This is a genomic window from Amycolatopsis sp. NPDC004368 (assembly GCF_053602515.1).
The window spans coordinates 146,586-173,550 of the sequence record NZ_JBSGDT010000016.1; the positions used below are offsets into that span (position 1 = coordinate 146,586).

At 71.6% G+C, this 26,965-nt stretch carries 23 protein-coding genes; 10 read left to right on the plus strand and 13 right to left on the minus strand.

Features of this window, described 5'->3' with window-relative positions; genetic code table 11:
* Nucleotides 1-171: 171 nt before the first annotated feature.
* Together ACWEOE_RS22985 and ACWEOE_RS22990 are read right to left on the minus strand one after the other, a co-directional pair.
* Entirely contained in the window at nucleotides 172-4,020 is a 3,849-nt protein-coding gene (locus ACWEOE_RS22985) for an ABC transporter ATP-binding protein (RefSeq protein WP_452012360.1), read from the minus strand.
* The gene (locus tag ACWEOE_RS22990; protein WP_452012362.1) at nucleotides 4,017-4,490 is read right to left on the minus strand and encodes a MarR family winged helix-turn-helix transcriptional regulator; all 474 of its coding nucleotides are present in this window, start codon (nucleotides 4,488-4,490) and stop codon (nucleotides 4,017-4,019) included. The genes ACWEOE_RS22985 and ACWEOE_RS22990 overlap by 4 nt, the downstream gene beginning before the upstream one ends.
* A 152-nt stretch (nucleotides 4,491-4,642) precedes the next feature.
* Between ACWEOE_RS22990 and ACWEOE_RS22995 the strand changes: the two genes are divergently transcribed.
* Nucleotides 4,643-6,163 (plus strand): long-chain-fatty-acid--CoA ligase, encoded by a 1,521-nt coding sequence (locus ACWEOE_RS22995; protein WP_452012364.1) that lies wholly within the window; start codon nucleotides 4,643-4,645, stop codon nucleotides 6,161-6,163.
* Nucleotides 6,164-6,239: 76 nt separating this feature from the next.
* On the opposite strand, the gene ACWEOE_RS23000 is transcribed toward ACWEOE_RS22995, so the two are convergent.
* Entirely contained in the window at nucleotides 6,240-6,812 is a 573-nt protein-coding gene (locus ACWEOE_RS23000; RefSeq protein WP_452012366.1) for a CGNR zinc finger domain-containing protein, read from the minus strand.
* A 190-nt stretch (nucleotides 6,813-7,002) separates the two neighbouring features.
* Here ACWEOE_RS23000 and ACWEOE_RS23005 point away from each other — a divergent pair, with 190 nt between their 5' ends.
* The 6 genes from ACWEOE_RS23005 (at nucleotide 7,003) to ACWEOE_RS23030 (ending at nucleotide 10,766) form a co-directional block, all read left to right on the plus strand.
* Nucleotides 7,003-7,932: a polysaccharide deacetylase family protein gene (locus ACWEOE_RS23005; protein ID WP_452012368.1), complete on the plus strand. Its 930-nt coding sequence runs from the start codon at nucleotides 7,003-7,005 to the stop codon at nucleotides 7,930-7,932.
* A 37-nt stretch (nucleotides 7,933-7,969) separates the two neighbouring features.
* On the plus strand, nucleotides 7,970-8,818 hold the full coding sequence (locus ACWEOE_RS23010) for an alpha/beta fold hydrolase (RefSeq protein ID WP_452012370.1): 849 nt from the start codon (nucleotides 7,970-7,972) through the stop codon (nucleotides 8,816-8,818).
* Nucleotides 8,819-8,848: 30 nt separating this feature from the next.
* A complete protein-coding gene (locus tag ACWEOE_RS23015) occupies nucleotides 8,849-9,205 on the plus strand; it encodes a hypothetical protein (RefSeq protein ID WP_452012372.1) in 357 nt (118 codons plus the stop codon).
* A 91-nt stretch (nucleotides 9,206-9,296) separates the two neighbouring features.
* Entirely contained in the window at nucleotides 9,297-9,713 is a 417-nt protein-coding gene (locus ACWEOE_RS23020) for an ArsR/SmtB family transcription factor (RefSeq protein WP_452012374.1), read from the plus strand.
* Complete coding sequence (locus ACWEOE_RS23025; RefSeq protein ID WP_452012375.1) at nucleotides 9,713-10,204, plus strand: SRPBCC family protein; 492 nt, start codon at nucleotides 9,713-9,715, stop codon at nucleotides 10,202-10,204. The genes ACWEOE_RS23020 and ACWEOE_RS23025 overlap by 1 nt, the downstream gene beginning before the upstream one ends.
* A 1-nt stretch (nucleotide 10,205) precedes the next feature.
* On the plus strand, nucleotides 10,206-10,766 hold the full coding sequence (locus tag ACWEOE_RS23030) for a dihydrofolate reductase family protein (protein WP_452012377.1): 561 nt from the start codon (nucleotides 10,206-10,208) through the stop codon (nucleotides 10,764-10,766).
* Between the two features lie 96 nt (nucleotides 10,767-10,862).
* On the opposite strand, the gene hpnH is transcribed toward ACWEOE_RS23030, so the two are convergent.
* Genes hpnH through hpnC form a run of 7 tightly spaced genes read right to left on the minus strand, consistent with a single transcriptional unit; the run spans nucleotide 10,863 to nucleotide 19,390 of the window.
* Complete coding sequence (gene hpnH / locus ACWEOE_RS23035; protein ID WP_452012378.1) at nucleotides 10,863-11,864, minus strand: adenosyl-hopene transferase HpnH; 1,002 nt, start codon at nucleotides 11,862-11,864, stop codon at nucleotides 10,863-10,865.
* A 4-nt stretch (nucleotides 11,865-11,868) separates the two neighbouring features.
* Complete coding sequence (gene ispH / locus ACWEOE_RS23040) at nucleotides 11,869-13,338, minus strand: 4-hydroxy-3-methylbut-2-enyl diphosphate reductase (protein WP_452012380.1); 1,470 nt, start codon at nucleotides 13,336-13,338, stop codon at nucleotides 11,869-11,871.
* Nucleotides 13,335-15,254 carry a squalene--hopene cyclase gene (gene shc / locus ACWEOE_RS23045; protein WP_452012382.1) on the minus strand — a complete coding sequence of 640 codons (1,920 nt, stop codon included), beginning with the start codon at nucleotides 15,252-15,254 and terminating at the stop codon, nucleotides 13,335-13,337. Before shc ends, ispH begins: the two co-directional genes overlap by 4 nt.
* Nucleotides 15,254-16,303, minus strand: coding sequence for a polyprenyl synthetase family protein (locus ACWEOE_RS23050; protein WP_452012384.1), 1,050 nt, complete (start codon nucleotides 16,301-16,303; stop codon nucleotides 15,254-15,256). Before ACWEOE_RS23050 ends, shc begins: the two co-directional genes overlap by 1 nt.
* Entirely contained in the window at nucleotides 16,300-17,652 is a 1,353-nt protein-coding gene (gene hpnE, locus ACWEOE_RS23055) for a hydroxysqualene dehydroxylase HpnE (RefSeq protein ID WP_452012385.1), read from the minus strand. Before hpnE ends, ACWEOE_RS23050 begins: the two co-directional genes overlap by 4 nt.
* The gene (hpnD, locus tag ACWEOE_RS23060; RefSeq protein ID WP_452012387.1) at nucleotides 17,649-18,521 is read right to left on the minus strand and encodes a presqualene diphosphate synthase HpnD; all 873 of its coding nucleotides are present in this window, start codon (nucleotides 18,519-18,521) and stop codon (nucleotides 17,649-17,651) included. Before hpnD ends, hpnE begins: the two co-directional genes overlap by 4 nt.
* Nucleotides 18,518-19,390, minus strand: a complete 873-nt coding sequence (gene hpnC, locus ACWEOE_RS23065) for a squalene synthase HpnC (protein ID WP_452012388.1) — start codon at nucleotides 19,388-19,390, stop codon at nucleotides 18,518-18,520. Before hpnC ends, hpnD begins: the two co-directional genes overlap by 4 nt.
* Before the next feature lie 153 nt (nucleotides 19,391-19,543).
* Between hpnC and ACWEOE_RS23070 the strand changes: the two genes are divergently transcribed.
* The gene (locus ACWEOE_RS23070) at nucleotides 19,544-20,740 is read left to right on the plus strand and encodes a PucR family transcriptional regulator (RefSeq protein ID WP_452012390.1); all 1,197 of its coding nucleotides are present in this window, start codon (nucleotides 19,544-19,546) and stop codon (nucleotides 20,738-20,740) included.
* Nucleotides 20,741-20,891: 151 nt separating this feature from the next.
* Here the strand turns inward: ACWEOE_RS23070 and ACWEOE_RS23075 are convergent, their stop codons facing one another.
* A complete protein-coding gene (locus tag ACWEOE_RS23075; RefSeq protein ID WP_452012392.1) occupies nucleotides 20,892-21,653 on the minus strand; it encodes an SDR family NAD(P)-dependent oxidoreductase in 762 nt (253 codons plus the stop codon).
* Nucleotides 21,653-22,306 (minus strand): VC0807 family protein, encoded by a 654-nt coding sequence (locus ACWEOE_RS23080; RefSeq protein WP_452012393.1) that lies wholly within the window; start codon nucleotides 22,304-22,306, stop codon nucleotides 21,653-21,655. The genes ACWEOE_RS23075 and ACWEOE_RS23080 overlap by 1 nt, the downstream gene beginning before the upstream one ends.
* Nucleotides 22,307-22,421: 115 nt before the next feature.
* Between ACWEOE_RS23080 and ACWEOE_RS23085 the strand changes: the two genes are divergently transcribed.
* Both ACWEOE_RS23085 and ACWEOE_RS23090 read left to right on the plus strand, forming a co-directional pair.
* Complete coding sequence (locus ACWEOE_RS23085; RefSeq protein WP_452012394.1) at nucleotides 22,422-23,408, plus strand: DMT family transporter; 987 nt, start codon at nucleotides 22,422-22,424, stop codon at nucleotides 23,406-23,408.
* 10 nt (nucleotides 23,409-23,418) lie between these two features.
* Nucleotides 23,419-25,980, plus strand: a complete 2,562-nt coding sequence (locus tag ACWEOE_RS23090; RefSeq protein ID WP_452012396.1) for a wax ester/triacylglycerol synthase domain-containing protein — start codon at nucleotides 23,419-23,421, stop codon at nucleotides 25,978-25,980.
* A 4-nt stretch (nucleotides 25,981-25,984) separates the two neighbouring features.
* On the opposite strand, the gene ACWEOE_RS23095 is transcribed toward ACWEOE_RS23090, so the two are convergent.
* Nucleotides 25,985-26,746 (minus strand): DUF427 domain-containing protein, encoded by a 762-nt coding sequence (locus ACWEOE_RS23095; protein ID WP_452012397.1) that lies wholly within the window; start codon nucleotides 26,744-26,746, stop codon nucleotides 25,985-25,987.
* Nucleotides 26,747-26,965: the final 219 nt, after the last annotated feature.

The following is a 26,965-nucleotide window of genomic DNA, read 5'->3' on the forward strand; positions in this document are numbered from 1 at the left end:
CGGGGAATGCCCGCGATCCGGCCGCGGCACGCCGGTCAGGCGCGACCGCGGGGTGTCACCGGATGCGAGCGAAGGGTGATATTGTGGTCTAGACCATAACTCCAGGATCCAACTTGGTCAACAACTGGCAAAGAGCTTTGTCGGGTTGGTGACTGGCCAACCGAAGATCGACTACGAACTCTGCCCCGACAGGAGTTCGAACGCCTCCCACATCCCGGCGTAGCGACCGCCGCGCGCCAGCAGTTCGTGGTGGGCACCGGTCTCGGCGACGCGGCCGCGGTCGAGCACCACGATGCGGTCGGCCGACTGCGCGGTCTGCAGCCGGTGGGCGATCACGATGGTCGTGCGCCCGGCCGAGAGCGTGCGCATCGCCTCGGCCACGTGGGCCTCGGCCGCGAGATCGAGGTTCGAGGTCGCCTCGTCGAGGAGCAGGATCGCCGGGTCCACGAGCTGCGCGCGGGCCAGCGCGAGCAGCTGGCGCTGCCCGGCCGAGAGCGAGCGGCCGCGTTCGGCGATCTCGTGCAGGTACCCGCCGGGCAGCGTGGCCACGAACTCGTGGGCTCCGACGGCCCGCGCGGCCGCCTCGACCTCCGCGTCGGTGGCGTCGGCCCGGCCGTAGGCGATGTTGTCGCGCACGGTGCCGGTGAACAGGAACGCCTCCTGCGGGACGTACCCGAGCGCACGGCGGTAGGCGGTGAGATCGAGCGAGCGCAGGTCGTGGCCGTCGACGCGGACGCTGCCGGTGTCGGGGTCGTAGAACCGCGCGAGCAGCTTGACCAGCGTCGACTTGCCCGCACCGGTCTCACCGACCAGCGCGACGGTCTCGCCGGGCGCGATCGTCAGGTCCACCTCGCGCAGCGCCTCCGGCGGTTTCGCCACGGCCGACGAGCCCGCCACCAGCCGCGGGTCCGCGGGACCACGGCGTTCGCCCGGGCCCGGCATCGGTGCCGACGGGTAGGCGAAGCGCACGCCGTCGAAGGTGACCTCTCCGCGCAGCCGGCCCGGATCGACCGGGTGGGCGGCGGACGGGGTGAGCGTCTCCAGGCGCATCAGGTCGGCGATGCGGCTCACCGACACGCGCGTCTGCAGCCAGGAGTCGAACACCTGCGAGAGCTGCTGGATGGGGGAGAAGAACAGGTCGATGTAGAGGATGAACGCGATCAGCGCCCCCGCCGTGAGGTGTCCCGAGTGGATCATCCCCGCGCCGACGCCGAGCACGATCGCATCGGCGCCCGCCGAGAGGAACTGCACGAACGGGAAGTACGTGGCGGCCAGCCGCTGCGCCGAATACCGCGAGTCGAGGTAATCGCGGCCGAGGCGGCGGAACCGGCGGATCGTCTCGTCCTCGTGCGCGAACGCCTGCGACTCGCGCACGCCCGAGAGGCTTTCCTGGAAATCGGCGTTGACGATCGCCACGCGTTCGCGGGCCACGTCGTAGAGCTTCGCCGCGCGCCGGCGGAAGATCACCGTGCCGATCGCCAGCGGCACCACCACCGTGAGCGTGCACAGGCCCAGCACCGGGTTGACCACGACCAGCGTCACGCCGACGCCGCCGAAGGTCACGAACGCGACCAGCGCCGAGAGCAGCCCGTTCTGGATGAGCGACTCGAACTGGTCGACGTCGGTGGTCATCCGCGTCATGATCCGGCCGGCCATCTCGCGCTCGTAGTAGTCGAGCGAAAGCCGTTGCAGCTGAGCCCAGATCCGGATGCGCAGCGACAGCATCACGCGCTGCGCGGTCCGGCCGGTGACGAACGTCTGGGCCACCTCGTCGAGGAACGCCACGAGCGTGATCAACAGGAACAGCCCCGCGGCACCGAACAGCACGGCCTGCGAGGCCTGCAGCACGCCGTCGTCGATGCCGCTCTTCACGAACACCGGCCCGATCACCGACGCCACGGCGTCGATCACCACCAGCAGCAGCCCGAACAGCAGCGGGCGGCGGAACTCGCGCAGCAGCGTGCGCAGGGAGAACGTGCGCTGCTGGCGGGATTCGGCGGCGAGATCGAGCTTCGCGAAGTCCCGCACGGATTTCAGCTCGTCGACTCGGGCGAGCAGCTGCGGCGTCGGGGGCAGCGCGGCGCGCCAGCCGCTGCCGCCGGCCGAGCCGCCGAGCCCGGCGCCGATGCCGGGGGCGCCCGTGGCGCGGGTGGTACCGCGCCGACCGTTGCGGCTCCGCCCGTTTCCGTTGTGGCCGTTGCGGTCCGCGCGCCAGGCCGACGCCGTGGTGCCGGAAGCGGTGAGGGCCTCGATGTGGCCGGCGGTGGCCCCGCTGCGTTCGGCGGCTTCCTCTTCGAGCCCGGTGAGCAGCGTGCGGTAGAGCGCGCTGCGGTCGAGCAGCTCCTCGTGCGTGCCCTGGTCGGCGACCACCCCGCCGTCGAGCACCACCACGCGGTCGGCCAGGTGCAGGGTCGAGCGGCGGTGCGCCACCAGCAGGGTCGTGCGCCCGGCCAGCACCGTGCGCAGGGACGCGTTGATCGACTCCTCGGTGTTGGCGTCGACGGCGCTGGTGGCGTCGTCGAGCACGAGCACCCGCGGGTCGGTGAGGATGGCGCGGGCCAGGGCCACGCGCTGGCGCTGCCCGCCGGAGAGCGAGAGCCCGCGTTCGCCCACCACGGTTTCGTAGCCCTGCGGCAGTGCGCGGATGAAGGCGTCGGCCTCGGCGACCTCGGCCGCGGCCACGATCTCCTCCTCGGTCGCGCCCGGGCGGCCGTAGGCGATGTTGGCGCGGATGGTGTCGGAGAACAGGAAACTCTCCTCGAACACCACCCCGACCTGTGACCGCAGTGACCGCAGGCGCACGGTGCGCAGGTCCTGGCCGTCGAGCAGCACGGCGCCGGAATCCGGGTCGTGGAAGCGCGAGACGAGGGTGGTCGCGGTGGTCTTGCCGCTGCCGCTCGGGCCGATCAGCGCCACGCGCTCGCCGGCGGCGATGTGCAGGTCGAAGCCCCGCAGCACCGGTGCGTCTGGAGAGTATCCGAAGTGGACGTCCTCGAACGTGATCTCGCCCTTCGCCTCGGGCAGGTCCACGGCGCCGGGGGCGTCGGCGATGTCCGGTCGCAGGTCGATCAGCTGGAAGATCCGCTCGACCCCGGCGCGGGCCTGCTGGCTGATCGCGAGCACGCCGGCGAGCTGGCGCGCGGGTGCCATGAGCTGCCCGACGTAGGTGGAGAAGGCGAGGAAAGTGCCGAGACTCAGACCGTGGTGCAGGGCGAGCCAGCCGCCGAGCACGAGGATCGCGACCTGCCCGAGCGCCGGGATCGCCTGCAGCAGCGGCTGGTAGCGCGACTGCAGCCGCACGGCCCGCACCTGCATGCCGTAGAGGTCGCCCGAGGTCTCGGCCAGCCGGCGCAGCTCGCGGTCCTCCTGGCCGAAGGCCTTGACCACCCGCACGCCGTTGACGTCCTCGTCCACGATCTGCACCACGTCGCCCTCCCGCTGCTGCGCGGCCCAGGTGGCGGGGAAGATCCGCCGGCGCATCCGGTAGGAGACCGTGAGCAGCAGCGGCACCATGACCAGGCTCACGAGCGCGAGCAGCGGCGAGAGGACCACCATCACGCCCAGCGACAGCAGGACGAGCAGGATGTTGCCGCTCATGATCGGCAACAGGCTGAGCAGGCCCTGCACGAGCGCGGAGTCGGACGTCGCACGCGACACCAGCTGGCCCGTGGGCATCCGGTCGAGGTTCGCGAAGTCCATGCGCTGCAGGTGAGCCTGGATGTCGTTGCGCAGGTCGTACTGCACGGCCAGCGCGACGCGGCCGCCGTGGTAACGCCGCAGGTAGGCGAACACGAAGGCGCCGGCGGCGAGCACGAGCAGCGCGATGAGCCACGGCCACAGCGAGGCCGAACGGCTGAGGATCACGCCGTCGACGATCTGGCGTTCCAGCAGCGGCACAACGGTCTGGCAGGCGCTGCCGAGCACGGCGGCGCCGAACGCGACCAGCAGTTCGCGGCGGTGGCGCAGGACGTAGCCGCCGAGGCGGCGCAACCAGCGGGACTTCCCCTCCTCGCCGCTCACCGGTTTCCGGCCTGCTTTTCGGCCTGCTTTTCGATCAACCGTTCGGCCGTGACCTCGTCGAGCGCGTCGCCGAGGCGGCCGAGTGACTCGAGCACCACTTCGGCGTCGGGTGTGCGGGCGACGAGTGCGCCGAGGACGTCGACCATCCGCGCTTCGGTGCTCGCGAGCAGGCGTTCGCCTTGCGGGGTCAGGGAAAGCGCCGTGGCCCGGTGGTCGGCGTCGACGTCGCCGCGGATCAGCAGCCCGCGTTTCGTGAGCGCGTCGACCGCGGCGCTGATCGCGGGCCGGCCGAGCGCGAGCCGCTGGGCCACGCGCGAGGCGCGCTCGTCGCCCGACGCGATGGCCGAGAGCACGCGGTAGTGGGCGAGGTTCAGCTCACCCGACGAGCGCTCCACCAGCCGCGACAGGCGGGCCAGGGCGCGCACGGCGTTCGTCGCGAGCTGCTCGCGGGATTCTCCGGGGGACGGCATGATCCCGACTGTAATCCGTGTTTGTTCGATCGTCGAACCAGTTCGTCTCGAATGACCGAACAGGATTCGGTAACCTGGTCTTGACCGGACTGGGTCGACAACGAAGTTTCCTGTCCGCGGGTGCTGCGGGCAGAACGAGGTTCGGAGGTAGCGTGAGCTTCAACCTGGCCACGATGCTGCGCAAGTCCGCTCTCGCCCATCCGGAAAAGGACTTTCTGCGTTTTCCGGGTGGAACCCACTCCTACGCCGAGGTGGACGAGGCCTCCGGCCGAGTTGCGACGGCGTTGCGGGCACGGGGTTTCGCGCCGGGGGACAAGATCGCGGTGCAGCTGGCGAACGTGCCCGAGTTCGTGTTCGCGTACTTCGGGATCCTCAAGGCCGGGCTCACGATGGTGCCGCTGAACCCGCTGCTCAAGGCCGACGAGATCGCCTACCACCTCACCGACTCCGACTCGCGGCTGCTCATCGCCGACGCCGCGCTCGTCGACGAGGTGACCAAGGCGCTGGCCTCGGTGCCAGAGGTCGCACCGGTCGTCGTGGGCGAACCGGCCGGCTGGCCGTCCTCGGCCGTCGAGTTCTCGGCCCTGCTTTCCTTCGGCGACGACGGTGATCTGCACCCGGGTGCGGCCGACGACACCGCTGTGCTGCTGTACACCAGCGGCACCACCGGGCGTCCGAAAGGCGCCGAACTGTCGCATTTCTCGCTGTACATGACGTGCACGATCGGCGGCGAGACCTTCGGCGCGCAACCCGACGACGTGGTGCTCGCCGTGCTGCCGTTCTTCCACGTCTACGGTCTGTCCAGCATCCTCAACTCCGCGGCTCGCCACGGGCGCACGGTGTCGGTGGTGCGCCGCTTCGAAACGACGGCGGTGCTCGAGGCCATCGAGCGCGACCGCGTGACGATCATGGCCGGCGTGCCCACGATGTACCACGCGCTGGCGGTCGCCGACAGCTCGCCGTACGACACGAGCAGCCTGCGCATCGGCAGCTCCGGCGGCGCCGCGATCCCGGAGCAGGTGCTGCTCGCGTTCGAGGAGAAGTACGGCATTCCGGTCCTGGAAGGCTACGGCCTGTCCGAGTCCGCGTCGACGACCACCGTGAACCCGGGTGCCGCGCATCGCAAGGTGCTCTCCATCGGCAAGCCGATCTGGGGCGTGCAGCTGCGGATCGTCGACCAGCAGGACCGTCCGCTGCCTCCCGGCGCGGAGAACGTGGGCGAGATCGTGCTGCGCGGGCACAACATCACCAAGGGCTACTACAAACGCCCCGCCGAAACCGCCGAAGCCTTCCGCGGTGGCTGGTTCCACACCGGCGACCTCGGCTACGTCGACTCCGACGGGTTCGTGTTCGTGGTGGACCGCAAGAAGGACCTGGTGATCCGCGGCGGGTACAACGTGTACCCGAGGGAGGTCGAGGAACTGCTGTACCGCCACCCGGCCGTGGCGGAGGCGGCGGTGATCGGCGAGCCGGACGAGCGGCTGGGGGAGGAGGTCGTCGCGGTGGTCTCGCTGAAGCCGGGGGCTTCCGCGGAGCCTTCCGAGATCGTCGCGTGGGCCAAGGAGCGGATCGCGGCGTACAAGTACCCGCGGCGGGTGCGGATCGTGCCGGAGCTGCCGAAGGGGCCGACGGGGAAGATCACGAAGCTGCCGTTGCGGGGGAGTGAATCGTAAGCGCAGTAGGCAGGTTTGCGCGCAGCATTCGCAACTTCTCGGAAGAGTGCGCAATTCTGCGCACAATCAGGCGTGGTCAGCCGGTCTGGCGTGACGTGGTCAGGGGTGGGTTGCCGCGCCGGCGGGCGCGGTAGGCGGCGGCCTTCATCTTGTTCCCGCAGGTCGCCATGGCGCACCATTCGCGCCGGGAGCCGCGGGAGCGGTCGAGGTAGACCTCGGTGCACGCGGGGCGGCCGCATTCCTTGAGGAGGTCGGCGTCGGGACCGCCGAGAATGGCCACGGCGTCGCGGGCGACCGACGACAGGGCCTGGCTGGCGCTCGCCTCGATGCGGCGGCCCGTGGGGGTCAGCTGGGGCACCGTCGGGGGCTGGGCGGCGAACTCGTTGACCACGTCCATGGCCCGCGGGTCCGGCTCGTGGCCCGACAGCCGCGCCGCGACCAGGGCGTAGATCGCCTCGCGCAGCTCGATGGCGGCAGCCACGTCGTGGGGCCGGCTGCCCGGGCCGGTGTCGGTGACCCCCGACTCGCGCAACCACGTGTCGAGGCTGCGCGGCGAGCCGAGCTTCTCCAGGGGTTCGGCGTTGCGCCGGGCGCGCAAGGTCCCGACGAAATCGAGCGCCGGGTTCCCGCAGGGGAAGGCGTGTTCCATCGCGCCAGGCTGACAGGTGACGAATGAGAGCGCAACAATCACCGACCGGAAAGACCAATCCCCTCGGAACACCCGGCGGAAATGGGTGACCACCTTGGCTGGTGACGAATTTCGGGGCGAGAGCTTCGGCGTCGCCACCGCGGAAACGGCCTGGCCTGCCGGAACGCGGCAGCCGTGCCACGCTGGGAACGTGCCTGAACCCCGTGCTGCCGCGTCCCCGCGTGATTTCGTCGGTTACGGTCGCTACCCGCCCGACGTGCGGTGGCCGGGCGGGGCCAAGGTGGTGGTCAACATCGTGGTCAACTACGAAGAGGGCGCCGAGTACTCGATCCCCGACGGCGACGGCCGCAACGACGGCTGGGGCGAGTACGCCTACGAGACCGGCCCTGAGGTCCGTGATCTCGGCACCGAGACGCACTACGAGTTCGGCAGCCGTGTCGGGATCTGGCGGCTGGCGCGGATCTTCGACCGGTACGCGGTGCCGGTGAGCGTCGGCGCGTGTGCGGTGGCGCTGGAACGCAACCCGGGCGTCGCGGAGTGGATCCGGGAGCGCGAACACGACGTGATCGGCCACGGGTACCGCTGGCTCGACTACGCGCGGATGAGCGTCGACGAGGAGCGCGACCACCTGCGCCGCGCGATCGAGTCGCTGGAGCGCACGACGGGACAGCGCACACGCGGGTGGTACGTGCGGTCGTTCCCGAGCGAGCACACCCTCGACCTCCTCGTGGCCGAGGGCGGCTTCGTCTACGACTCCGACCCGTGCAACGACGAGCTGCCGTACTTCTCCGACCGCGGGCTGCTGATCGTGCCGTATTCGAAGGTGAACAACGACACCCGCTACCTGCTGAGCCCCACCTACGGCTCGCCCGCGCAGTTCTTCGAAAGCCTGCGGCTCGCGCTCGACTACCTGTGCGAGGAAGCCGACGACGGAGCCGGGGCGCGGATGATGACGGTGGGATTGCACCCGCGCTGGAGCGGACAGGCCGGGCGTGCCTCGGCCGTGCGGGACTTCGTCCGGTACGCCGGTGACCGTCCGGGCGTGCGGTTCATGCGGCGCCTCGACATCGCGCGGTGGTGGCTCGACCACCACGACCAGTGGGCGCCGGTCGGTCCGTGACCGTCCACAGTGGTCCCGCGAGCGCTACGGTGGGGTGATGGTGAGCCGAACGACAACCGTGCCGGTCGACGGCGGCGCGCTGGCCGTGGAGGTGGTGGCGGGGACCTCGGCGCCGGTGCTCGCCGTCCACGGCGTGACGAGCAACCGGCGGCTGTGGAACTGGCTGCGGGCCGAGGCGCCGGACCTGTCGCTGATCATGCCGGACCTGCGCGGGCGGGCGGGCAGCTTCGCGGTGGCCGGGGCGTCGTCGCCGCGGCAGCACGCCGCGGACCTGGTGCGGGTGCTCGACGCGCTGGGCCACGACCGCGTCGACGTGTGCGGGATGTCGATGGGCGGGTTCGTGGCCGTGGAGCTGGCCACGCGGTGGCCCGAGCGCGTGCGCGGCCTCGTGCTCGTGGACGGCGGGCTGCCGATGGCCGTGCCGCCGGGGCTCACGCGCGACACGGTGGCCGCCGCGTTCGCGGTGCAGCTCGAGCGCGTTTCGCGGCGCTGGGCGGACGTCGGCGAGTACCTCGAGTACTTCACGCGCGCCAACCCGCTGCTCGACGCCGCCGACCCGCTCCTGCGTGACTGCCTGGATCACGACCTGTCCGACGGCCGCGTGTTCCTCGGCCGCGAAGCCGTGCTGGCCGACGCGGCCGAGGTTTTCTTCGGCGAGTCGCACTGGCGGGAGATCACGGTGCCGACCGAGTTCGTGTGCGCGGAGTGGGGCGTCGGCGAGGGCACGCCTCCCGCGTACGACGACGAAGCGCTGGCAGGCTTCCGCACCGCACTGCCCTCGCTGCGCCGCCCGCGCCGCATCGCTGGCGCCGACCACGCGGCGACGATCATGACCCACTCCGGCGCAGCCGTCGTCGGCGTGGCCCTGCGGGACCTGCAGGCTTGACAGTTATGACAGCTGTCATAACCTTGGGGTGTGACCGAACCCTGGTTCTTCTCCCGCCTGGCCCCCGGCGTGCGCCTGGCCGGCACCATCCTCGACGACGTGCTGCAGGGCCCGGAAGCCGTGAAGACGCAGGTCCGCGCGGTCGTGGCGAGCTACGACGACGGCCCGGCCTTCCGTTACCGCGCCGACTTCGGCGACCGGCACGTCGAGGAGTACACGGCGCAGGTGCGCGGCCACACGATCCACGGCACCGCCACGTTCCACTTCGACGAGCACGGTGAGATCGACGAGATCGTGGTGAACCACCGGCCGCTCACCGCCGCGCTGACCCTGGCGGGCCTCGTGGGCGGCGCGATCGCACCGGGACTGACGGCGTCCGCCGAGTGATGTTCCCGGGTCGGATGTCTCCGCCGGCTCGGTGCCCGCAGCTCCCTTGACGGACCTCACCCAAGTCTCCTACGTTTAACAGGTTCGTTAAATGAAGGGGGTGGGAGTGCCCGGCACCGATCAGCTCAGCGCCGTCTTCTCGGCGCTCGCGGACCCGACCCGGCGAGCGATCCTCGCCGAACTGGCCGAGCGCGATGCCACGGTCACCGAGCTCACCGCACCCCTGTCCATCTCGATGCCGGCGGTATCGCGACATCTGAAGGTGCTCGAACGCGCCACGCTCATCTCGCGGACACGCTCGGGCAAGTGGCGCGCGAGCCACCTCGAAGCTGCCCCGCTGCGCGAGGCGGCGGACTGGATCGAGCGATATCGGAAGTTCTGGGACTCGTCGCTGGCCCGCCTCGACGCCCACCTCGCCGCGGTGCAGGCCGCCGAACGCGCGCCGAACCCGGCGGACCGCAATCCCGAACCGCCCGCCGACGCGGCCTCGGCCCCCAAGGAGCCCTGATGCAGGCAGAAGCCCCGCAGATCGACATCTCGCGCGTGCTCGACGCGCCGCGGGCGCTCGTCTACCGAGCGTTCACCGATCCGGACCACTTCGTCTCCTGGTGGGGTCCGGTCGGCAACGCCCTGCCGCGCGAGGAGATCGAGTTCGACGTGCGCCCGGGCGGCCACCAGCGATGGACGGAGGTTTCCACGGCCGATCCCCGCATCCGGGTCCACATCCACGTCGACCTCACGGACGTCACCGAAGGCGAGCTCCTCGACGGCCTCATGCACGTCACCGGCCGGCTCCCGGACGGCGTCGAGCCGTTCGACACGAGGGTCCGGGTCGAGTTCCACGACGAGGCCGACGGGCGGACGCGGCTCGAGATCCGCCAATGGCTTCCCCCGCAGCAGACGGGCAATGCCGAGCAGGGTTGGTTCGAAGCGTTGACCACACTCGACACCACGCTGATCGATGCCCGGACCTCGCCGTCGATCGTCGAGGTGCAGTGACATGGCCAAGCTGAGCTACGTGACGAACGTGTCCCTCGACGGGTACATCGAGGACGAACACGGCGACTTCACCCTGTATCCGCACAACGACGAAGTGTTCGCGGCCCACACCGACCTCATCCGTTCGGCGGGCACGCTCCTGTATGGACGGCGCCTGTACGAAACGATGGCCCCGTGGGAAACCGATGCCGCTCTCGCCGCCCAGTCCGATCTCACCGCCGCCTTCGCGGCCGCCTGGCAAGCGGCGGGCAAGGTTGTCTACTCCACGAGCCTGGCCGCGGTGTCCACCGCCGATACCCGGCTCGAACGACGCTTCGACGCTGCTTCGGTACGCGACCTGAAGGCGTCTGCGGCCCGCGATCTCACCGTGGGTGGTGCACACCTGGCGGCGCAGGCGTTCGCCGCCGGGCTGGTCGACGAGTGCGGGCTGTTCGTCTGGCCGTGGATCCTCGGGGGAGGCAAGCCGGCGCTGCCGGGTGGCGTCCGCGCCGAGCTGGAACTCCTCGACGAGCGCAGGTTCGAAAACGGCGTTGTGCATCTCCGATATCGCGTCGCGAACTGAGGCCGCAGACCCACGACCTCGTCCACTTTCGGTGTGTGACAACGAAGAAAGCCGCAGGTCCCGAAAGACCTGCGGCGTTCCCGGCCAGCAAGAGCCTCAGTGCCCCACAGCCGCCCGCACGGACTCCTTCAGGGAGCCCAGGGTGGCGATCACCGCGGTGGGTTCGTAACCGCAGTGGGCCATGCAGTTGTCGCAGCGGGGGTCCTTGCCGCGGCCGAAGGCGTCCCAGTCGGTGTCCTCGATGAGTTCCTTGTAGGTCTTGGCGTAGCCGTCGTCGAGCAGGTAGCACGGGCGTTGCCAGCCGAGCAGGGAGTACGACGGGATGCCCCAGGGGGTGCACTCCAGGTCGCGCTTGCCTTCGAGGAAGTCGAGGAACACCGGTGAGTGGTTGAGGCGCCAGCGTTTGCGGTTGCCGCCGCCGAAGGCCTTCGTGAACAGCTCTCGGGTCTGCTGCACGCCGAGCCAGTGTTCCTGGTCCGGGGCCTTCTCATACGCGTACGCGGGCGAGATCTGCATGTTGTCGACGCCCAGGTCGTTGAGGTAGTTGAGCACGTCGACCACGTCGTCGGCGGTGTCCCCGTCGAAGAACGTCGTGTTCGTCATGACCCGGAAACCCTTGGACTTGGCCAGCTTGATCGCCTCGACGGCCGCCGCGAAGCCGCCCTCCTTGCGCACGGAGGCGTCGTGGCGTTCTTCGAGGCCGTCGATGTGCACCATCCACGCGAAGTTGTGGTGGGGCTTGAACTTGTGGATGTGCTTGTGCAGCAGCAGGGCGTTGGTGCAGAGGAACACGATCTTGCGGCGGTCGAGCAGCTGCCGCACGATCTCGTCGATCTTCGGGTGCATCAGCGGCTCACCACCGGCGATCGACACCATCGGCGCGCCGCTCTCTTCGATGGCGCCCACCGCCTGCTCCACCGGCATCCGCTGCTTGAGCAGCGTGTGCGGTTGCGCGATCTTGCCGCAGCCGGCGCATTTGAGGTTGCAGGCGAACAGCGGCTCAAGCTCCACCAGCAACGGGAACTTTTCCTTGCGCAGCAGCTTCTGCTTCATCAGATAACCGCCCAGTCGCACGGACTGACGCAACGGCATGGCCATGGCTCTACAGCACCTCCCGAGGTAGGGTGAAAGTGATTTCTTCCTCCGTCAGCCGGCTTTCGGCGACGGTGACCGGCCCGAGTCCGCCCAGACCCGCCACGACCTCGTCCACGAGGTGCGGCGGCGCCGACGCGCCCGCGGTGAGGCCGATCCGGCCCGCGCCCGCCAGGCGGCGCAGGTCGATGTCCGAACTTCCGTCGACCAGCACGGCCGCGGTTCCCTCGCGCTCGGCGACCTCCACGAGCCGGCGCGAGTTCGACGAGTTGGCCGAGCCCACCACCAGCACGAGGTCGACCGAGCGCGCGATCGCCCGCAGTGCCTGCTGCCGGTTGGTGGTGGCGTAACAGATGTCGTCCTTGCGCGGCGCCGAGAGCCCGGGGAAGCGCGTCCGCAGCACGGACGCGATCTCCTCGGCCTCGTCGAGCGCCAGCGTGGTCTGCATGGTGTAGGCGACACCCCCGGCGGGCGCGGGCACCGTGCGGGCCGCTGCGACGTCCTCCACCACCACGACCGAACCGGGAGCTTCGCCCACCGTTCCTTCGACTTCCTCGTGCGCGGCGTGCCCGATGAGGAACACCGTGTCGCCGCGCCCGGCGTAGCGGCGCACCTCGTTGTGCACCTTGGTCACCAGCGGGCACGTCGCGTCGATCACCGACAGGCCGCGGTCGGCCGCGTCGCGCCGCACCGCCGGGGTCACGCCGTGGGCGGCGAACACGAGCGTCGCGCCTTCGGGCACTTCCTCGACCTCGTCCACGAACACCGCGCCGCGCTCCTGCAGCTGCCGAACCACGTGGGTGTTGTGCACGATCTGGCGCCGCACGTACACCGGCGCGCCGTGCTTGGCCAGCGCGCGGTCCACGATGTCGATCGCCCGCTCCACGCCGGCGCAGAACGACCGCGGGCTCGCCATCAGCAGCTCCCGCGGTCCGGTCGCCGCCGCCCACGCCGTGAGCGCCGGCACGGTCGCGCGCAGACCGCGCAGCCCCGCCAGGCCGTGGGAAACCGTGGCGGGCCGCACCAGGGGCGCGCCTACAGTGTCCACAATGGAGCGAACCACGGCGAACGGCTGCCCGGCTGAAGCCAGCCGGTGTGACTCCATGTCGACCGCCAACGCGCCCGTCGCCGCCAGGTCGGCCCGTTGCCGTTCGCCCACCACGTGGTCGACGCCGAGCACCGGTCCGAGGTGGACGGTCAAGCCGAGCCTCCGCAAGGCCCCGGCCAGCAGCGGCGCGGACGCCACCGGGACGACCCCGTCGGGCCCGCGAACCTCGTCGGCCACCACCACGTCACCCGGGCGCACGTGCGGCGCCAGCCCGCCGCCGATCCCGGCGACGATCCGAGGTCCCGCGGGCAGCCGGGCCGCGGTGGCCGCCGCCCGGCGCGGCCCCATTCCCGTGCGCACCGTCGGCAACCCGGCCGCGCGCAACGCCGCCCGCTCGATCCGCAGCGGCGCGCACAGCACGGCCGGTCTCACGAGCCGCTCCGCACGTAGCGACCCAGCGCCGAGAGCGGGAACACCACGCGGTAGAGGTGGTAGGACAGGTAGAAGTCGCCGGGAAAACCGGTGCCGGTGTGGAAGTCCTCGTCCCAGCCGCCGTCGGGCCGCTGACGGTCGCACAGCCACGCCACGCCGCGCGTGACCACCGGCGACTCGCGTTCCCCGGCCGCCAGCAGCGCGAGCAGCGCCCACGCGGTCTGCGACGGCGTCGACTCGCCGCGGCCCGACCAGTGCTCCGGGTCGTCGTAGGACCGCAGGTCCTCACCCCAGCCGCCGTCGGCGTTCTGGTGGTCGGCCAGGTACCGCACGGCACGGCGGATCCGGAGGTCGGACGCGGGCACACCGGCGAACACCAGCGCGGGCACGACGGCACCGGTGCCGTAGACGTAGTTCGCGCCCCACCGGCCGAACCACGAGCCGTCGGCCTCCTGGTTGTCCAGCAACCACTTCACGCCGCGGCGGCACTCGCGCGAACCCGACTTCCCTTCCGCCGCCAGCATTTCCACCACGTGGGCGGTGACGTCGGCCGACGGCGGGTCGATCACGGCCCCGAAATCGCAGAACGGCAGCTTCGTGGCGAGCACCTGCGTGTTGTCCGCGTCGAACGCACCCCAGCCGCCGTCACTCGACTGCATGCCTTCGAGCCACTTCACACTGCGGTCGATCGCGCCGCGGATGCGCAGGTGGTCGGGCCGGCCCATGCGCCGCAGCGCCAGCACGACCTCGGCGGTGTCGTCGGTGTCGGGGTAACCGTCGTTGGCGAACTCGAACGCGAACCCGCCCGGCGCAAGCGACGGGCGGCGCACCGTCCAGTCGCCCGGCACGCTGATCTCCTCGCCCAGCATCCACTCCGTCGCGCGCACCAGCGTCTCGTCGCCGGGGGAGACGCCGGCGTCGAGCAGCGCGGTCATCGCGAGTGCGGTGTCCCACACCGGCGACTGGCACGCTTCGAGCCGGCGCACCCAGCCCTGCTCGGTCTCCTCGCGGATGGTGAACCCGGCCAGACCTTCGAGGCCGGCCTTGAGCGCGGGGTGGTCGAGCGGATAACCGAGCAGGTGCAGCGCGAGGATCGAGTACACCCACGGCGGCTGGATGCCGCCCCATGACCCGTCGGCCTCCTGGCGCGCCAGGATCCACTCGGCGGCTTGGCGCAGCGCGACCTTGCGCACCGGGTTGAACGGCAGCTTGGCGTACGTGTGCAGCGCGGTGTCGAGGTTCTGGAAGACCCCGTCCCACGTCCACGGCGCCGCGGCCTTCTCCGGGCTCTTGCCCACGCGCAGTTCCGCGACGTCGAACGGGAGCGACCGCGTCGGCCGCAACGTGCCGACGATCGTGAGCGGCACGATCGTCTGGCGCGCCCAGCACGCGAAGTCGTAGACGTTGAGCGGGAACCACGACGGCAGGAAGATCAGCTCCGGCGGCAGGTTCGGCAGGTCGGCCCACGACCACTGACCGAACATCGCGAGCCAGATCCGGGTGAACACCCGGGTGCTCTCGAGCCCGCCGTGCGCGCGGATCCACTCGGCCGCCTCGGTGAGCCACGGCGCGTCGGCCGGGTCGCCGGCCAGCCGCAGCGCGACCCACGCCTCCACGGTGGTGGACAGGTCGGCCGGGCCGCCGGGGAAGTTGGCCCACGTGCCGTCTTCCCGTTGCTGCGAACGGATCCAGCGCGCGGACTCCTCCTTCTCCTGCTCGGTGAGGATGCCGAGGAACTGGCGCAGCAGCAGGTCTTCGGCGTCCATCGTGACGTTGGTGGCGAGCTCGCCCTTCCACCAGCCGGCCGCGTGCTGCTCGCCGCGTAGGAACGCCACACCGGCGGCGACGGTCTCCGCCGGCGTGCGCCCGGGCTCCGGAAGGTCCGAAGTGGACGTTTCGGGGACGGTCTGCGTCATCACGCCTCCCGGCGCACGATGAACCGCGCGATGCCGATGAGCTCGTCGCGCGGTCCGGCCGGGATCGCCGACAGCGCGCGCTCGGCCTTCGCGACGCGGCGCGCGGCCTCGGCCGTGGCCCAGTCGCGGCCCCCGGCCGACTCGACGAGCGCGGCCACCCGCGCGAGCTCGGTCTCAGTGACCGCGCCGCCGGTTTCCCCGCCCGCCAGCCACTCGGCGAGCTCACGGCCCTTCGCGCCGCCGTGGGTCGTCGCATACGTGACGGGCAGCGATTTCTTGCGCGCCCGCAGGTCGGAGTACACGGGTTTGCCGGTCACGGCCGCGTCGCCCCAGATGCCGAGCACGTCGTCGACGAGCTGGAACGCGAGCCCCACCTCCTCGCCGAACACGGCGAGCGCGTCGACGGTCTCGGCGGGCGCGCCGGCGAGCACAGCGCCGATCGCCGCGCTGGCCGACAGCAGCGCGCCGGTCTTGCCACCGGCCATCGTCACGCACTCGGGCAGCGTCACGTCGTCGCGCTGCTCGAACTGGACGTCGAGCACCTGGCCGTGGATGAGCCGGCGGGTGGTCTCCGACAGCAGCCGCGCGGCGGGGATCGCGTGCGGGGAACCGCTGTCCAGCACCACTTCCTGAGCGAGCGCCAGCATGGCGTCGCCGGTGAGGATCGCGGCGGGCGCGCCCCACAGCGCCCACACGGTGGGGCGGTGGCGGCGTTCGGTGTCGCCGTCCATGAGGTCGTCGTGGACGAGGGAGAAGTTGTGCACCAGCTCGACGGCGACGGCGCCGGGCACCCCGGCCTCGGCGGCCGCGCCGGCCGCCTGCGCCGAGAGCACCGCGAGCGCGGACCGCACGGCCTTGCCACCGTTGCCGCTCACCGGGTTGCCCTCGGCGTCGGTCCAGCCGAGGTGGTACGCGCTGATCGCGCGGCTGGTCTCGTCCAGCCGGTCGACGGCTTCGCGCAGCGCGGGCTGCACGGCGTCACGGGTGCGGCCGAGTGTGGCCGGCACCGCAGGGGCCGCCTCGGCGGCGGAACGCATGGTGGCGGTCATGCTCCGACTCCCTCCTTCTCCTCGTGCACGTTCTTCTCGAGGAGGGCGGTCGCCGCGGCCGCACCGCTGCGGGCAGCGCCCTCCATCGTCGCGGGCCAGCCGGTGGCGGTCCACGCCCCGGCCAGGTAGAGCCCCGGCGCGCTCGTCCGGGCGGCCGGGCGCAGCGACGCCGTGCCCGGCCCCGGCCGGAAGGTCGCGTGCCGTTCCCTTGTCACGAAAAAGTCGAGCACCTGAGCGTCCCGGGCCTCCGGCAGCAACCCGGTCAGCTCCGGCAGGAGCCGCTCGCGCAGGGTCGCGGTCGGCAGGTCGATCAGGTCGTCGGCGGCCGAGAGCGACATCGCGAGGTACTGCCCGGTGTCCAGACCCGACTGGCGGGTGCGGTCGAACACCCACTGCACCGGTGTGCGCACCCCGGCCACGAACGGCTCGTCGAGCACCCGCCGGTCGAGCACCACGTGAACGTTCACGATCGGTGAGCTGCCCAGTCCGCCGGACCAGCCGGGTGGCAGCGGGATGGCGCCCGATGGCGCGAGCTTCTCCGTGACCGGCGGTGGAGCCGCGAGCACCACCTGGCCGAACACCGCATGCCCCTCGTCGGTGCGCACGCGCCAGCCGCCGCTCGTCTCCTCGATGCCCCGCACCTTCGTGCCCGTGCGTACGTCGGCGCCCGCCGCGGTCAGCACATCGAGGGCAGCGTCACCGTGCAGCTCGCGCAGCGGCACGAGCGACCAGCCGATGTCCGCCGCGGCCGGGTCGGTGAGCAGGCCCTCCTGGAACACAGTGGCGGCCAACGCCAGCGACGCTTCGTCGGCCGTGGCGTTGAGCGTCGCGACCCCGACGAGGTCCCACAGCGCTTCGATCGCGGCGGCGCTCTGCCCGTGGCGGCGCAGCCATTCGCCGAACGATTGCCGGTCCGTGCGGTCCGCGGTCGGGTCCACCCGCCGCAAAGCCAGCGCCGCCAACGCGAACCGCGCCCGGTCGAGCGGGCGCAGCGGGTCGTAGCGCAGCAGGGCGGCGGCCAGGTGCAGCGGTGCGGGCAGATCGCCGCGGCGCAGCCACGTCGGCTCCGTGGCGCCGGGGGTGCGGATCGGGATCTCCAGGCGCGGCTGCAGCATCACGCGGTCGGCGACGCCGAGGCGCTCCAGCAGCGCGAGATATGCGGTGCAGCAACGCAGGAACACGTGCTGGCCGTTGTCGACGTGCAGCTCGCCGCGCGTGAACGAGTGCGTGAGCCCACCCAGGTGCGGCCTCGCCTCGAACAGCGTGACCGGGCGCCCGGCGTCGGCGCAGCGCAGCGCGGTGGCGATGCCCGCGAGCCCGCCGCCGACGATCGCGACCTCGGCGCTCATCGGCCGACCCCCGTGAGCGCCCGCACGGCGACCACGGCCTTTTCCCGGCCGGACAAGGAAAGCCTGCGGTCGAAGACCAGCGAGGGCTGCTCGTCGATGCGGTCGAGCAGCGTGCGGTAGATCCCGGACATCGCCGTGCAGCACGCGGCGCTGCGCCGGTCGAGCGAGGGCACGAGCTTCAGGCCGCGGCCGTACCAGTCGCGAGCGCGGGCGGCGCTGAAGTGGACCAGCGCGGTCAGCCCGCCGTCGGGATCGGCCAGCCGGCCGTCCTCGCCGACCTCCAGCCCGACCCCGAACCGGTCGAGGTCCTCCTTGGGCAGGTACACCCGCCCGTTGAGGAGGTCTTCGCGGATGTCGCGCAGGATGTTGGTCTGCTGCAACGCGATCCCGAGCTCGTCGGCGTAGGTCGGTGCCTCGGGTTCGGGCTTGCTGCCGAACACCCCGAGGCACAGCCGCCCGACGGAACCGGCGACGCACCGGCAGTACTCGACGAGGTCGTCGAACCGCACGTACTCGCGCCCGGTCACGTCCATCTCCACGCCGTCGAGCAGTTCCTCGAAGGCCCCCAGCGGGATCGGGTAGCGCCGTGCCGCGTCGGCGACCGCGACGTACACCGGGTCGGTGCTCGCGGACAGGTCGCCGAGCGACTTGCGGATGCCCGCCAGACCCTGCAGTTTCGCCTCGGCGGTGAGGTCGCCGTCGCCGATGTCGTCGACGATCCGGGCCAGTGCGTAAACCGCGCACAACGCGGAACGCTTGTCGGGCGGCAACAGCCGGATCCCGTAGTAGAAGTTGCGCGCCTGCTCCTTCGTCACCCGCGCGCAGTGCTGGTACGCCTCCTCGATCGTGCTCGTCCCGACCGTGCTCATCCCGACCGCCTCCCCGTCGTCTCACCCACTTGCAGCCACACGAGCCACGCCAGCACATCGGCCTTGCCGGGTTCGGCCTGCGTCGCGAGCACGTCGCCGTTCGTCGCCCGCAGCGCGTCGACGGTCGCCAGCCCACCGGCCAGGAATCCGCTCACCGCGAGCCGGCCCCAGCCCCGCAGGTGGCCGACCAGACCAGCGCCGCTGCCCAGAAGGGCGGCGGCGCGGTCGATCTCGAAGCGCATCAGCTCTCTCAGGCGGCGCGACGCCCGCGCCGCGCCCAGTTCGTCCTCGGTCACGCCGTACGCGTCGAGGTCCTCCCGGGGCAGGTAGATCCGCCCGTTGCGGTGGTCCTCGGCCACGTCCTGCCAGTGCTCCAGCAGCTGCAGCGCGGTGCACACGCGGTCCGACAGCTCCTCGGCCACCGGGTCGGTCACGTCGAACAAGCGCAGCACGATCCGGCCCACCGGATCGGCTGACAGCCGGCAGTACCCGCGCAGCTGGTCGTAGGTCTCGTACCGCGTCACGTGCTGGTCCTGGAGGTTCGCCTCGACGAGCCGGCGGAACGGTTCGAGCTCGACCCGGCCCGCGCGCATCGCCGGCACCAGGCCGCGGATCGCGGGATCGGCCGGCTCGCCACCGTCGAAGGCGGCCGAGAGCTCGTCGCCGAACGTCTTGAGCAGCGCGATCCGGTCGCCTTCGGCCTCGTCACCGAGATCGTCGATGGTGCGCGCCACCGCGTACACGGCCCGCAGGTCGGCTCGCAGCCGGCGGGGCAGCACTCGGAGCGCGACCGGGAAGTTCTCCGCGTGCCGCTTCTCCCGCAGACCGTCCGTGTCCGCTGTGTGACCATCGGCTGAAGTCGATCTCATCGAACAAAGTCTGACTCGCACTTATGGGCGGCTTCTGCGATCGGAAGAAGAAATTGCTGGCTTCGACTTGGCACGAGCGGACAAAGTGGGGTGAGGATAAGGCGGACCGACCCCGTAGACCTGCGACCTGCTACGGAAGGACAAGCTGCGCACATGGGATCAGACCAGGTGACCCGACTGGGTGAGCTGGAGACCGTCGTGACCAGACGGCTTCCGGCCATTTTGAACGAGGTGCGCGACCAGCTCATCGAGCAGCACCCCGACTACGCTGCGTTCCTCACCGAGGAGCTGGCGGAGATCGTGACGGCCAGCGCGGGCTTCGTGCGCCGGCTCATCAACCTCGCCGAAGAGCCGGACGAAGACCTGCCCGAGCTGGGCTCGGGCGTCGAGCAAGTGGTGTTCGAGGAGATCGGGCGGACGCAGTACCGCCAGGGCCGGCGCGTGACGAGCCTGCTGTCGGCCTACCGCATCGGCGCGCGGGTGGCGTGGCGGCACGTCTCGGAGGCCGCGCTCGACCTCAACGTGCCCGCGGAGCTCTTCGCCTCGCTCGCCACCACCGTGTTCGCGCTGGTGGACCAGCTCTCCGAGTCTTCGCTCAAGGGCTACCTGCAGGAGCAGTCCGACGCCGTGCGCATGCGCGAGCGGCTGCGCGACGAGCTGACGGAGCTGCTGCTCTCCGATCGCGCCGACGCGGCGGCGGTGCAGGCGGCTTCGCTGCGCGCGGAGTGGCGACTGCCGCGCACCGCCACCGTGGTGCTCGTCGAGGACGACAACCAGCTGGGCCGCGAGCTCGTGGCCCGCCTCGACGACACGTGCCTGCGGCTGCGCCGCCCGGGCCAACTCGTGACGATCGTGCCGGACCCGGGTGGCCCGGGCCGGCGCGCGTGGCTCGCCCGGGCGCTGCGCGGCGGCGGCGCGGTGGTGGGCGCGACCGTGCCCGTCGACCGGCTGCCCGCGAGCCTGCGGATCGCCGAAGTGACGCTGCGGCTGCGCCGCGACCGCCTGCTGTCCGACGACCCGGTCTTCGCCGACGAGCACCTCGACGCGATCATCGTGCACCGCGACGACCGGCTGCTCGACGTGCTGCGCAAGCGGTGCCTCGCCCCGCTCGACGAGCTCGGCGACTCCTCGCGCGGGCGGCTGCAGACCACGCTGCGGTCGTGGCTGCTGCACCTCGGCGACCGCAAGGCCGTGGCCGAGGACCTGCACATCCACCCGCAGACGGTGTCCTACCGCCTCGGCCGGCTGCACGAGCTGTTCGGGCCCGCGCTCGACGACCCGGAAGCCCGCGCGACCCTGCTGCTCGCCCTGGCCTGGGGCCCGCCGGGGGGCGAGCCGGCGGAAGAGTGACGCGGGGAATAGATCGACGACAGGAATGGTTAGCAGGGCTAAGTTTGTTGACGGCGATGACAGGCTGAGACAACAGCCGGGACACCAGGAGACGCTTGGCGACATGACCCGGTTCAAGGGAGGTGCCGTGCGCGATCCGCTGGGGAAGCGGTCACCTCTCGGCGCCGAAGCGCGTGGCCAGCGCGCGGTACGGGCCGGGCACGACGCCGCGCAGCGCGACCGGCAGCCGCAGCCAGCGGGGCACGTAGTAGTCGCCGGGTCGCTGCGTCGCGCGCACCACGGCGGCCGCCACCCGCTGGGCGGACACCGGCCGCGGGGTAGTGCGGGCGTACGGCCGGCCGCGGCGCTCGAAGAACGCCGTGCGCACCACGCCGGGCACCACCACGCCCACGGCCACGCCCGTGCCGTGCAGCTCGAAGCGCAGGCTGTCGGCGAACGCGTCGAGGCCGGACTTGGTCGCCGCGTACACCGCTTCTCCCGCGACGCCGGTGCGGCCGGCGATCGAGGTCACGAACACGATCCGGCCGTGGCCGCGTCCCAGCATGTCCGGCAGCAGCGCCCGGGTGAGCTCCAGCGGGGCCGTGAGGTTCACCGTGACCAGGCGCGTGAGGTGCTCGGGCGAAAGCTCGGGCAGGGGCCCGGCCCAGCCGAGGCCCGCGTTGTTCACCAGCGTGTCGACGCGCCCGGTCACGGCCAGTGCGCGTTCGGCGAGCTTGCCCGCGGCTTCGGGATCCGCGAGGTCGGCGTCGAGGACGGTGCCGCCGGTTTCCGCGGCGAGCGCGGCCAGGCGCTCGCGCTCGCGACCGTGGAGCAGCACGTGGGTGCCCGCGGCGGCCAGCAGCCGCGCGGTGGCTTCGCCGATCCCCGAGGACGCACCGGTGACCAGCGCGGTGCCTGCGGGGGAGCGGGACATCAGACGGCGGTCAGCGCCGGCTTGCGCGAAGCCATCCGCAGCACGATGCCCTCCGAGCGCAGCGAGCGCCGGAACCACCACAGCGAGCCGACGATCGCCAGGCCCACCAGCGTGTACGAGCCCGCGGTGCTGACCATGAGGAAGTTGCCGACGGTCGCCCTCGCGAGCATCACCAGCGTCACGGAACCGTTGACCGCGAACACCAGCGCCCACAGCACCGACACGCGCTGGAAGAACCGCCGCATGCCGGGGTGCCCGGACAGCGTGTCCGGGAACGAGCAGAAGTCACCGGCCAGCCGCGCGAGCAGCGGTTTGTTGAACGGCGCGGAAACCAGGAACAGGCTGGCGATAACGAAGTTCTGTAGGGTCGGCTGCAGGAAATACAGGAAGGCACTGCCGGTGGCCAGGCCCAATGCGGTCCTCGCGATCAGCAGTGCGGAGGTCAGCCACAGCACCGCCGGGACCGGCTTGCGCAGTGCCAATCGGGTCACGACCACGACCACCGACCAGCACAGCGCGGCGATGACTCCGCTGTCGAAGCTGACGAGGGTGAGGAGGAGGTAGAACAGGCCCGCCGGTACGAGCGTCGACTCCAGCAGATGCCGACCCCCGCCCACGACCAGGTGACGCAGTGAGGGGAGGTCGATCGTCATGTGGTGTCGCATGCGGTTCAAGTACCTCCGGTGCGGGGTGACCATCCCCCCACGGCCCACGAATTTTTCAACAGCATAGGCACGGCGGATGGGAATGGTGTGAGGTGAGTATTCCATGAGTGTCACGGGGGTGTCGCTTTTCGTGGCCGTCCCTGCCGCGGTGCTGGGTGCTGCGTGCATGGGAATCGCCAGCGCCGCCCAGGCGAAGGCGGCGAAAGAGGTCGAACAGGCCCGCCCGCTCGATCTCACGTTGTTCAGGCGCCTCGTCGGTCGCCCATTGTGGCTCATCGGCATCGTGGCGACCGTACTGGGGCTCGTTCTGCAGCTCGTCGCGCTGGCGTTCGGGCCGTTGCTGCTGGTCCAGCCGCTCCTGGTCACGTCGTTGATCTTCGCCGGCTTCGTCTTCGCGCGGCTCGAGCGCCGCGGCCCGGACCGCGTGATGAGCGCCGGCACCGCGCTGTGCGTCGCCGGGCTCGCGGCGTTCCTGGTGATCGCCCGCCCCAGTGGCAACCGCGATGTGCTCGTGACCGGTACCGCGTTGCTGCCGCTCGGTATCGCACTGGCCGTGGTGACCTTGGCCGGGCTCGCGCTGGCCGCGCTGAGCCACAACGGTTCCGGGCGCGTGCTCGGGCTGGCCGCCGCGACCGGCGTCCTCTACGGGCTGACCGCCGGTCTGATGAAGGTCGTGGCCGGGCAGTTCCGCCAGGGCATCGACGAGCCGTTCAAGCACTGGACGCTCTACATCGTGTGCGTGGTGGGCCCGCTCGGGTTCCTGCTGAGCCAGAACACGTTCCAGCAGGGCCGCTACCTCACGCCGGCGCTGGCCGTGATCACGGTGCTCGACCCGCTCGTGGGGGTGGCGATCGGGCTGTCGTGGATGGGGGAGAGCGCCAACGGCACGCCGTGGGCGCTCACGGGCGAAGCGCTGGCCGGGCTCGTGGTCGTGGTCGGCATCGCGATGCTCTCGACGCGTGCGGCGCACCTCGACGTGGTCGCGGTCGAGGAAGAACGAATCGAGGAAGAACACCACGAACACGCCGAGGCGGAGCACGCCGGATCGGACCCCGACGACGGGTACGGTCTGGCCGGGTCCACCTGTTAGCAAGCAGCCGGTGACCGCCGCTCGCGGCACCTCTGGCGAAGGGGGCGCGTTGGAGCGCGTGCTGATCGTCTCCGCGAACATGGGGGAAGGCCACAACGCCACCGGGCGGGCGCTGGAGGGCGCCGTGCGCGAACGGTGGCCCGGCGCCGAGGTGAAGTGGCTCGACGCCCTCGACCGGCTGGGGCCCGGGTTCGGCGGCCTGTTCCGCCGCATCTACGTGGCGAACGTCGAGACCACCCCGTGGCTCTACGAGTTCTTCTACGGCGCCATCTGGCGTCTCGCGTGGTTCGCGGCGGCGTCGAAGCGCTTCACCGCTTCGTGGTGCGGGCGGCGGCTGGCGAAACCGGTTGCGGACTTCGCGCCGGATCTCGTGCTGTCCACGTATCCGATGGGCACGGCCGGGCTGGCGTGGCTGCGCCGGCGCGGGAAGCTCGACGCGCCGATCGGCGCGTGGGTCTCGGACTTCGCGCCGCACCCGTTCTGGGTCTACGGCTCGGCCGACCTCACGATGGTGATGCACGACGTCGCCGTGGACCTCGCGCGCCGGTGCGCGCCCTCGGCCGTGGTGGGGGTGTCGGCGCCGCCGGTGCGGGCCGAGTTTCGGCCTGGTGATCGGGCGGGTGCACGCCAGCGGCTCGACCTGCCGCCGGAAGCGTTCGTGGCGCTGGTGTCGTGTGGTTCACTCGGCTTCGGTGACGTCGAGGGCACCGTGCGCGAACTGCTCGCCGCCGGACCCGACGTGCTGCCCGTGGCGATCTGCGGCCGCAACGAAGCGTTGCAGCAGCGGCTGGAGCGGCTGGGTGAACCGCGGCTGCGGGTCGTCGGCTGGACCGACCGGATGGCCGACCACACCCTCGCGTCCGACGTCGTGGTCACCAACGCCGGCGGCGCGACCGGGCTCGAAGCCCTGGCGTGCGGTCGGCCCGTGCTCATGCACCGCCCGATCGCGGCCCACGGCAAGGCCAACGCGCGGCTGATGGCCGAGGCCGGCCTCGCGCTCGTCACCGAGAAGGACGGCGAGCTGACCGCCGCGGTCCGCACGCTGCTCGCCGAACCCGCCCGCCTCAAGGCGATGGCCGAGGCGGCCACGCGCCACTGCGACTCCGCCACCTCGCTCACCGACGCGCTCGAGTCACTCGTGGCCTCGCCGCTCAACCCGGCGCCCCAGCGCCTACGCCCCGAGGACGCGCTGTTCCTGCACGTCGCCACCCCGCAGGTCCCCCAACAGGTCGGCGCGGTCCTCATGCTCGACCCGAAGGCCAACGGCTCCCGCCCCACCCACGCCGACGCCGTGCACCTGCTCACGGCCACCCCGGGCCTGCGCGCCCGCCTGCTCCCAGGAGGCGGCCTCTGGCGCGCCAAGTGGCAGGAGGATCCGGCCCGTACGGCCGACGGCATCCTGTCCGACGTCGTGCTTCCGCCGGGGAGCGACCTCGAGTCCTCGCTCACGGCGCAGATGGACGACTTCTTCTCCCGGCCCGTCACCCTGGAACACCCGGTGCGCGCCCGCCTCGTGACGGGACTCGAAGGCGAGCAGGGCGCGTTGCTCATCGCGTTGCACCACGCGGCCAGCGACGGGATCGCGGTGATCGGCGCCCTGGTGGGCCAGGCGAAGGGCAAACCCCCGCTCGACCCGCCTCCCGCGCCGGTACGGCGGAAGGGGTTGCGCGCGGCGGCCGATAGGACCGGCGCCGTGGTGCGGGACACCCGGGCGATCGGTGCGAAGAAGGGCGCGAAGCGCAAGGAAGCCGGAGAACTCGCCCGTGGCATCTGGGCGCTCGCGCGGGCCGGCACAGCGCCGCGCGTGGCCTGGGACACCGCGATCGACGGCCCGGCCCGGCACTACGCGCGGGCCCACCTCTCGGCGCCGCAGGTGCGGGCGGCGGCGCGCGCGGTCGGGGTGCCGACCACGGACTTCGTGCTCGCGCTCGTCGCGGAGGCGGTGCACCGCGAGCTGGGCGCGGCGGCGCCGGAGCGCGTGCGGGTGCTGATCCCGATGTCCATTCGCGACACCGGCACGTTCCGGCAGCTGGGCAATCACACCGGCGCCGCCAGCGTGGACCTGCCGACCGGCGCGATGACCCTGGCCGAACGGGTGCGCGCGACGCGCGTGCTGCTGGCCGAGCAGGTGACGCGGGGCGCGCCGCGGGCCGGCAACGCCGTGGTGCGGGTGATCGGGATCCTGCCGCCGTGGGCGCACCGGCGCGTGGCGCGGCTGGTGTACCGCGGCACGTGGTTCAGCATGATCGCCTCGGTGCTGCCGGGGGCGCGCTCGCCGGTGGTGCTCAACGGTTCACTCGTGCGCACGGTCTACCCCGTGCTGTCGCTGGCGCCGGACGTGCCGGTGGCGGTGGGCGTGATGACGTGGGCCGACCGGTTCACCGTGTGCGTGACGGTGCCCGCCGGCCACGCCGCGCGGGGCGATCGGCTGGCGGGCACGGTCACGGAGGCGTTCGCCCGGTTGCAGTCGGAAGTGTCCCAGTCCGCGGTGTCCCAGTCCGCGGTGTCCCAGTCCGGAGTGTCCCCATCGGAAGTGTCCCCATCGGAAGTGTCACGGTCCGAAGTGGACTAGCGCGTCAGGAGAAGTGCGTCTTGGGCCGCGGGATCTCGACCCCGTCGACGAAGAGGTCGACCTTTTCGTTGTAGAAGCAGATCAAGTTCGAGATCGCGCTGAGCGAGCGGGTGGGGAAGTCGTAGGACCACGCCAGGTCCTGGTGCAGCACGTCGCCGACGCGGACCGACCAGTAGCCGGTGGTGGTGCCCTTGTACGGGCACTCCGTCACGGTGCTCGTGGGCACCAGGTGCGAGAAGTCCACCTCGGTGCGGTTGAGGTAGTACCGCGTCGGCAAACCGGTTTCGAACAGCAGCACCGGCGACGACGACTCGGCGAGCGTGCGGCCTTCCAGAGCGACGCGTACGTGACGCGTGGACCGCAGGGCGTCCACGCGCGTGTACGGGCTGCGTGGGTGGACGAACACCTGCTCGTCCTCCTCGAACCACGCGTCGAGGGCGGCCCACTCGAACCGGACGTGGTCGGTCAGCCCGCCGGCGTCGGCGCCGTAGACCCGCGCGCCGGCGGGCCTGACCTCGCTGCCGGCGCGCAGCGTCTGGCGGCGGGCGGTGCCGCGCTTGAGGTGCTGCGGGTGGTCCTCGTCCACGAGCACGCCGGGCTTCACGTCGGCGACCGGGATGTAGTACTGCGGGTAGTTCGGCCATTCCCACACGTACAGCGCGCGGGTGGTGTCCACCACCGTCTCACCGCCGAGCACGGCGCGGATCCGCCGGGGCACCGGCTCGACGTGGTCGGTCGGGGTGATCGCGTCCGGGTAGTCGCGCATCGGGCTCTCCGTGGGTTCGGGGGGCTGGGTTCGGGGGGCTGGGTTCGGCGGGCTGGGCTCACCGGGCTGGGCTCGGCGGGCTGGGAACTGAAAACGTGCCGGACTGCGCCGGTGAACCGGCGCCAGTGAAACGGCGCGGCGACGACTCGGTCGAAGACGAGCTGCTGTACCACGAAAACCGGTACTGGCGCGCGCGTGCGGCCGAGTCCGACCTCGGCA

Bases quoted from the DNA above. Each gene is read 5' to 3' on its own strand.
- ACWEOE_RS22990 (WP_452012362.1), bottom strand. From the start codon at position 4,490: ATGCCGTCCCCCGGAGAATCCCGCGAGCAGCTCGCGACGAACGCCGTG.
- ACWEOE_RS23000 (WP_452012366.1), bottom strand. From the start codon at position 6,812: ATGGAACACGCCTTCCCCTGCGGGAACCCGGCGCTCGATTTCGTCGGG.
- ACWEOE_RS23010 (WP_452012370.1), top strand. From the start codon at position 7,970: ATGGTGAGCCGAACGACAACCGTGCCGGTCGACGGCGGCGCGCTGGCC.
- ACWEOE_RS23020 (WP_452012374.1), top strand. From the start codon at position 9,297: ATGAAGGGGGTGGGAGTGCCCGGCACCGATCAGCTCAGCGCCGTCTTC.
- ACWEOE_RS23025 (WP_452012375.1), top strand. From the start codon at position 9,713: ATGCAGGCAGAAGCCCCGCAGATCGACATCTCGCGCGTGCTCGACGCG.
- ACWEOE_RS23030 (WP_452012377.1), top strand. From the start codon at position 10,206: ATGGCCAAGCTGAGCTACGTGACGAACGTGTCCCTCGACGGGTACATC.
- hpnH (WP_452012378.1), bottom strand. From the start codon at position 11,864: ATGGCCATGCCGTTGCGTCAGTCCGTGCGACTGGGCGGTTATCTGATG.
- shc (WP_452012382.1), bottom strand. From the start codon at position 15,254: ATGACGCAGACCGTCCCCGAAACGTCCACTTCGGACCTTCCGGAGCCC.
- ACWEOE_RS23050 (WP_452012384.1), bottom strand. From the start codon at position 16,303: ATGACCGCCACCATGCGTTCCGCCGCCGAGGCGGCCCCTGCGGTGCCG.
- hpnE (WP_452012385.1), bottom strand. From the start codon at position 17,652: ATGAGCGCCGAGGTCGCGATCGTCGGCGGCGGGCTCGCGGGCATCGCC.
- hpnD (WP_452012387.1), bottom strand. From the start codon at position 18,521: ATGAGCACGGTCGGGACGAGCACGATCGAGGAGGCGTACCAGCACTGC.
- hpnC (WP_452012388.1), bottom strand. From the start codon at position 19,390: ATGAGATCGACTTCAGCCGATGGTCACACAGCGGACACGGACGGTCTG.
- ACWEOE_RS23070 (WP_452012390.1), top strand. From the start codon at position 19,544: ATGGGATCAGACCAGGTGACCCGACTGGGTGAGCTGGAGACCGTCGTG.
- ACWEOE_RS23075 (WP_452012392.1), bottom strand. From the start codon at position 21,653: ATGTCCCGCTCCCCCGCAGGCACCGCGCTGGTCACCGGTGCGTCCTCG.
- ACWEOE_RS23080 (WP_452012393.1), bottom strand. From the start codon at position 22,306: ATGACGATCGACCTCCCCTCACTGCGTCACCTGGTCGTGGGCGGGGGT.
- ACWEOE_RS23085 (WP_452012394.1), top strand. From the start codon at position 22,422: ATGAGTGTCACGGGGGTGTCGCTTTTCGTGGCCGTCCCTGCCGCGGTG.
- ACWEOE_RS23095 (WP_452012397.1), bottom strand. From the start codon at position 26,746: ATGCGCGACTACCCGGACGCGATCACCCCGACCGACCACGTCGAGCCG.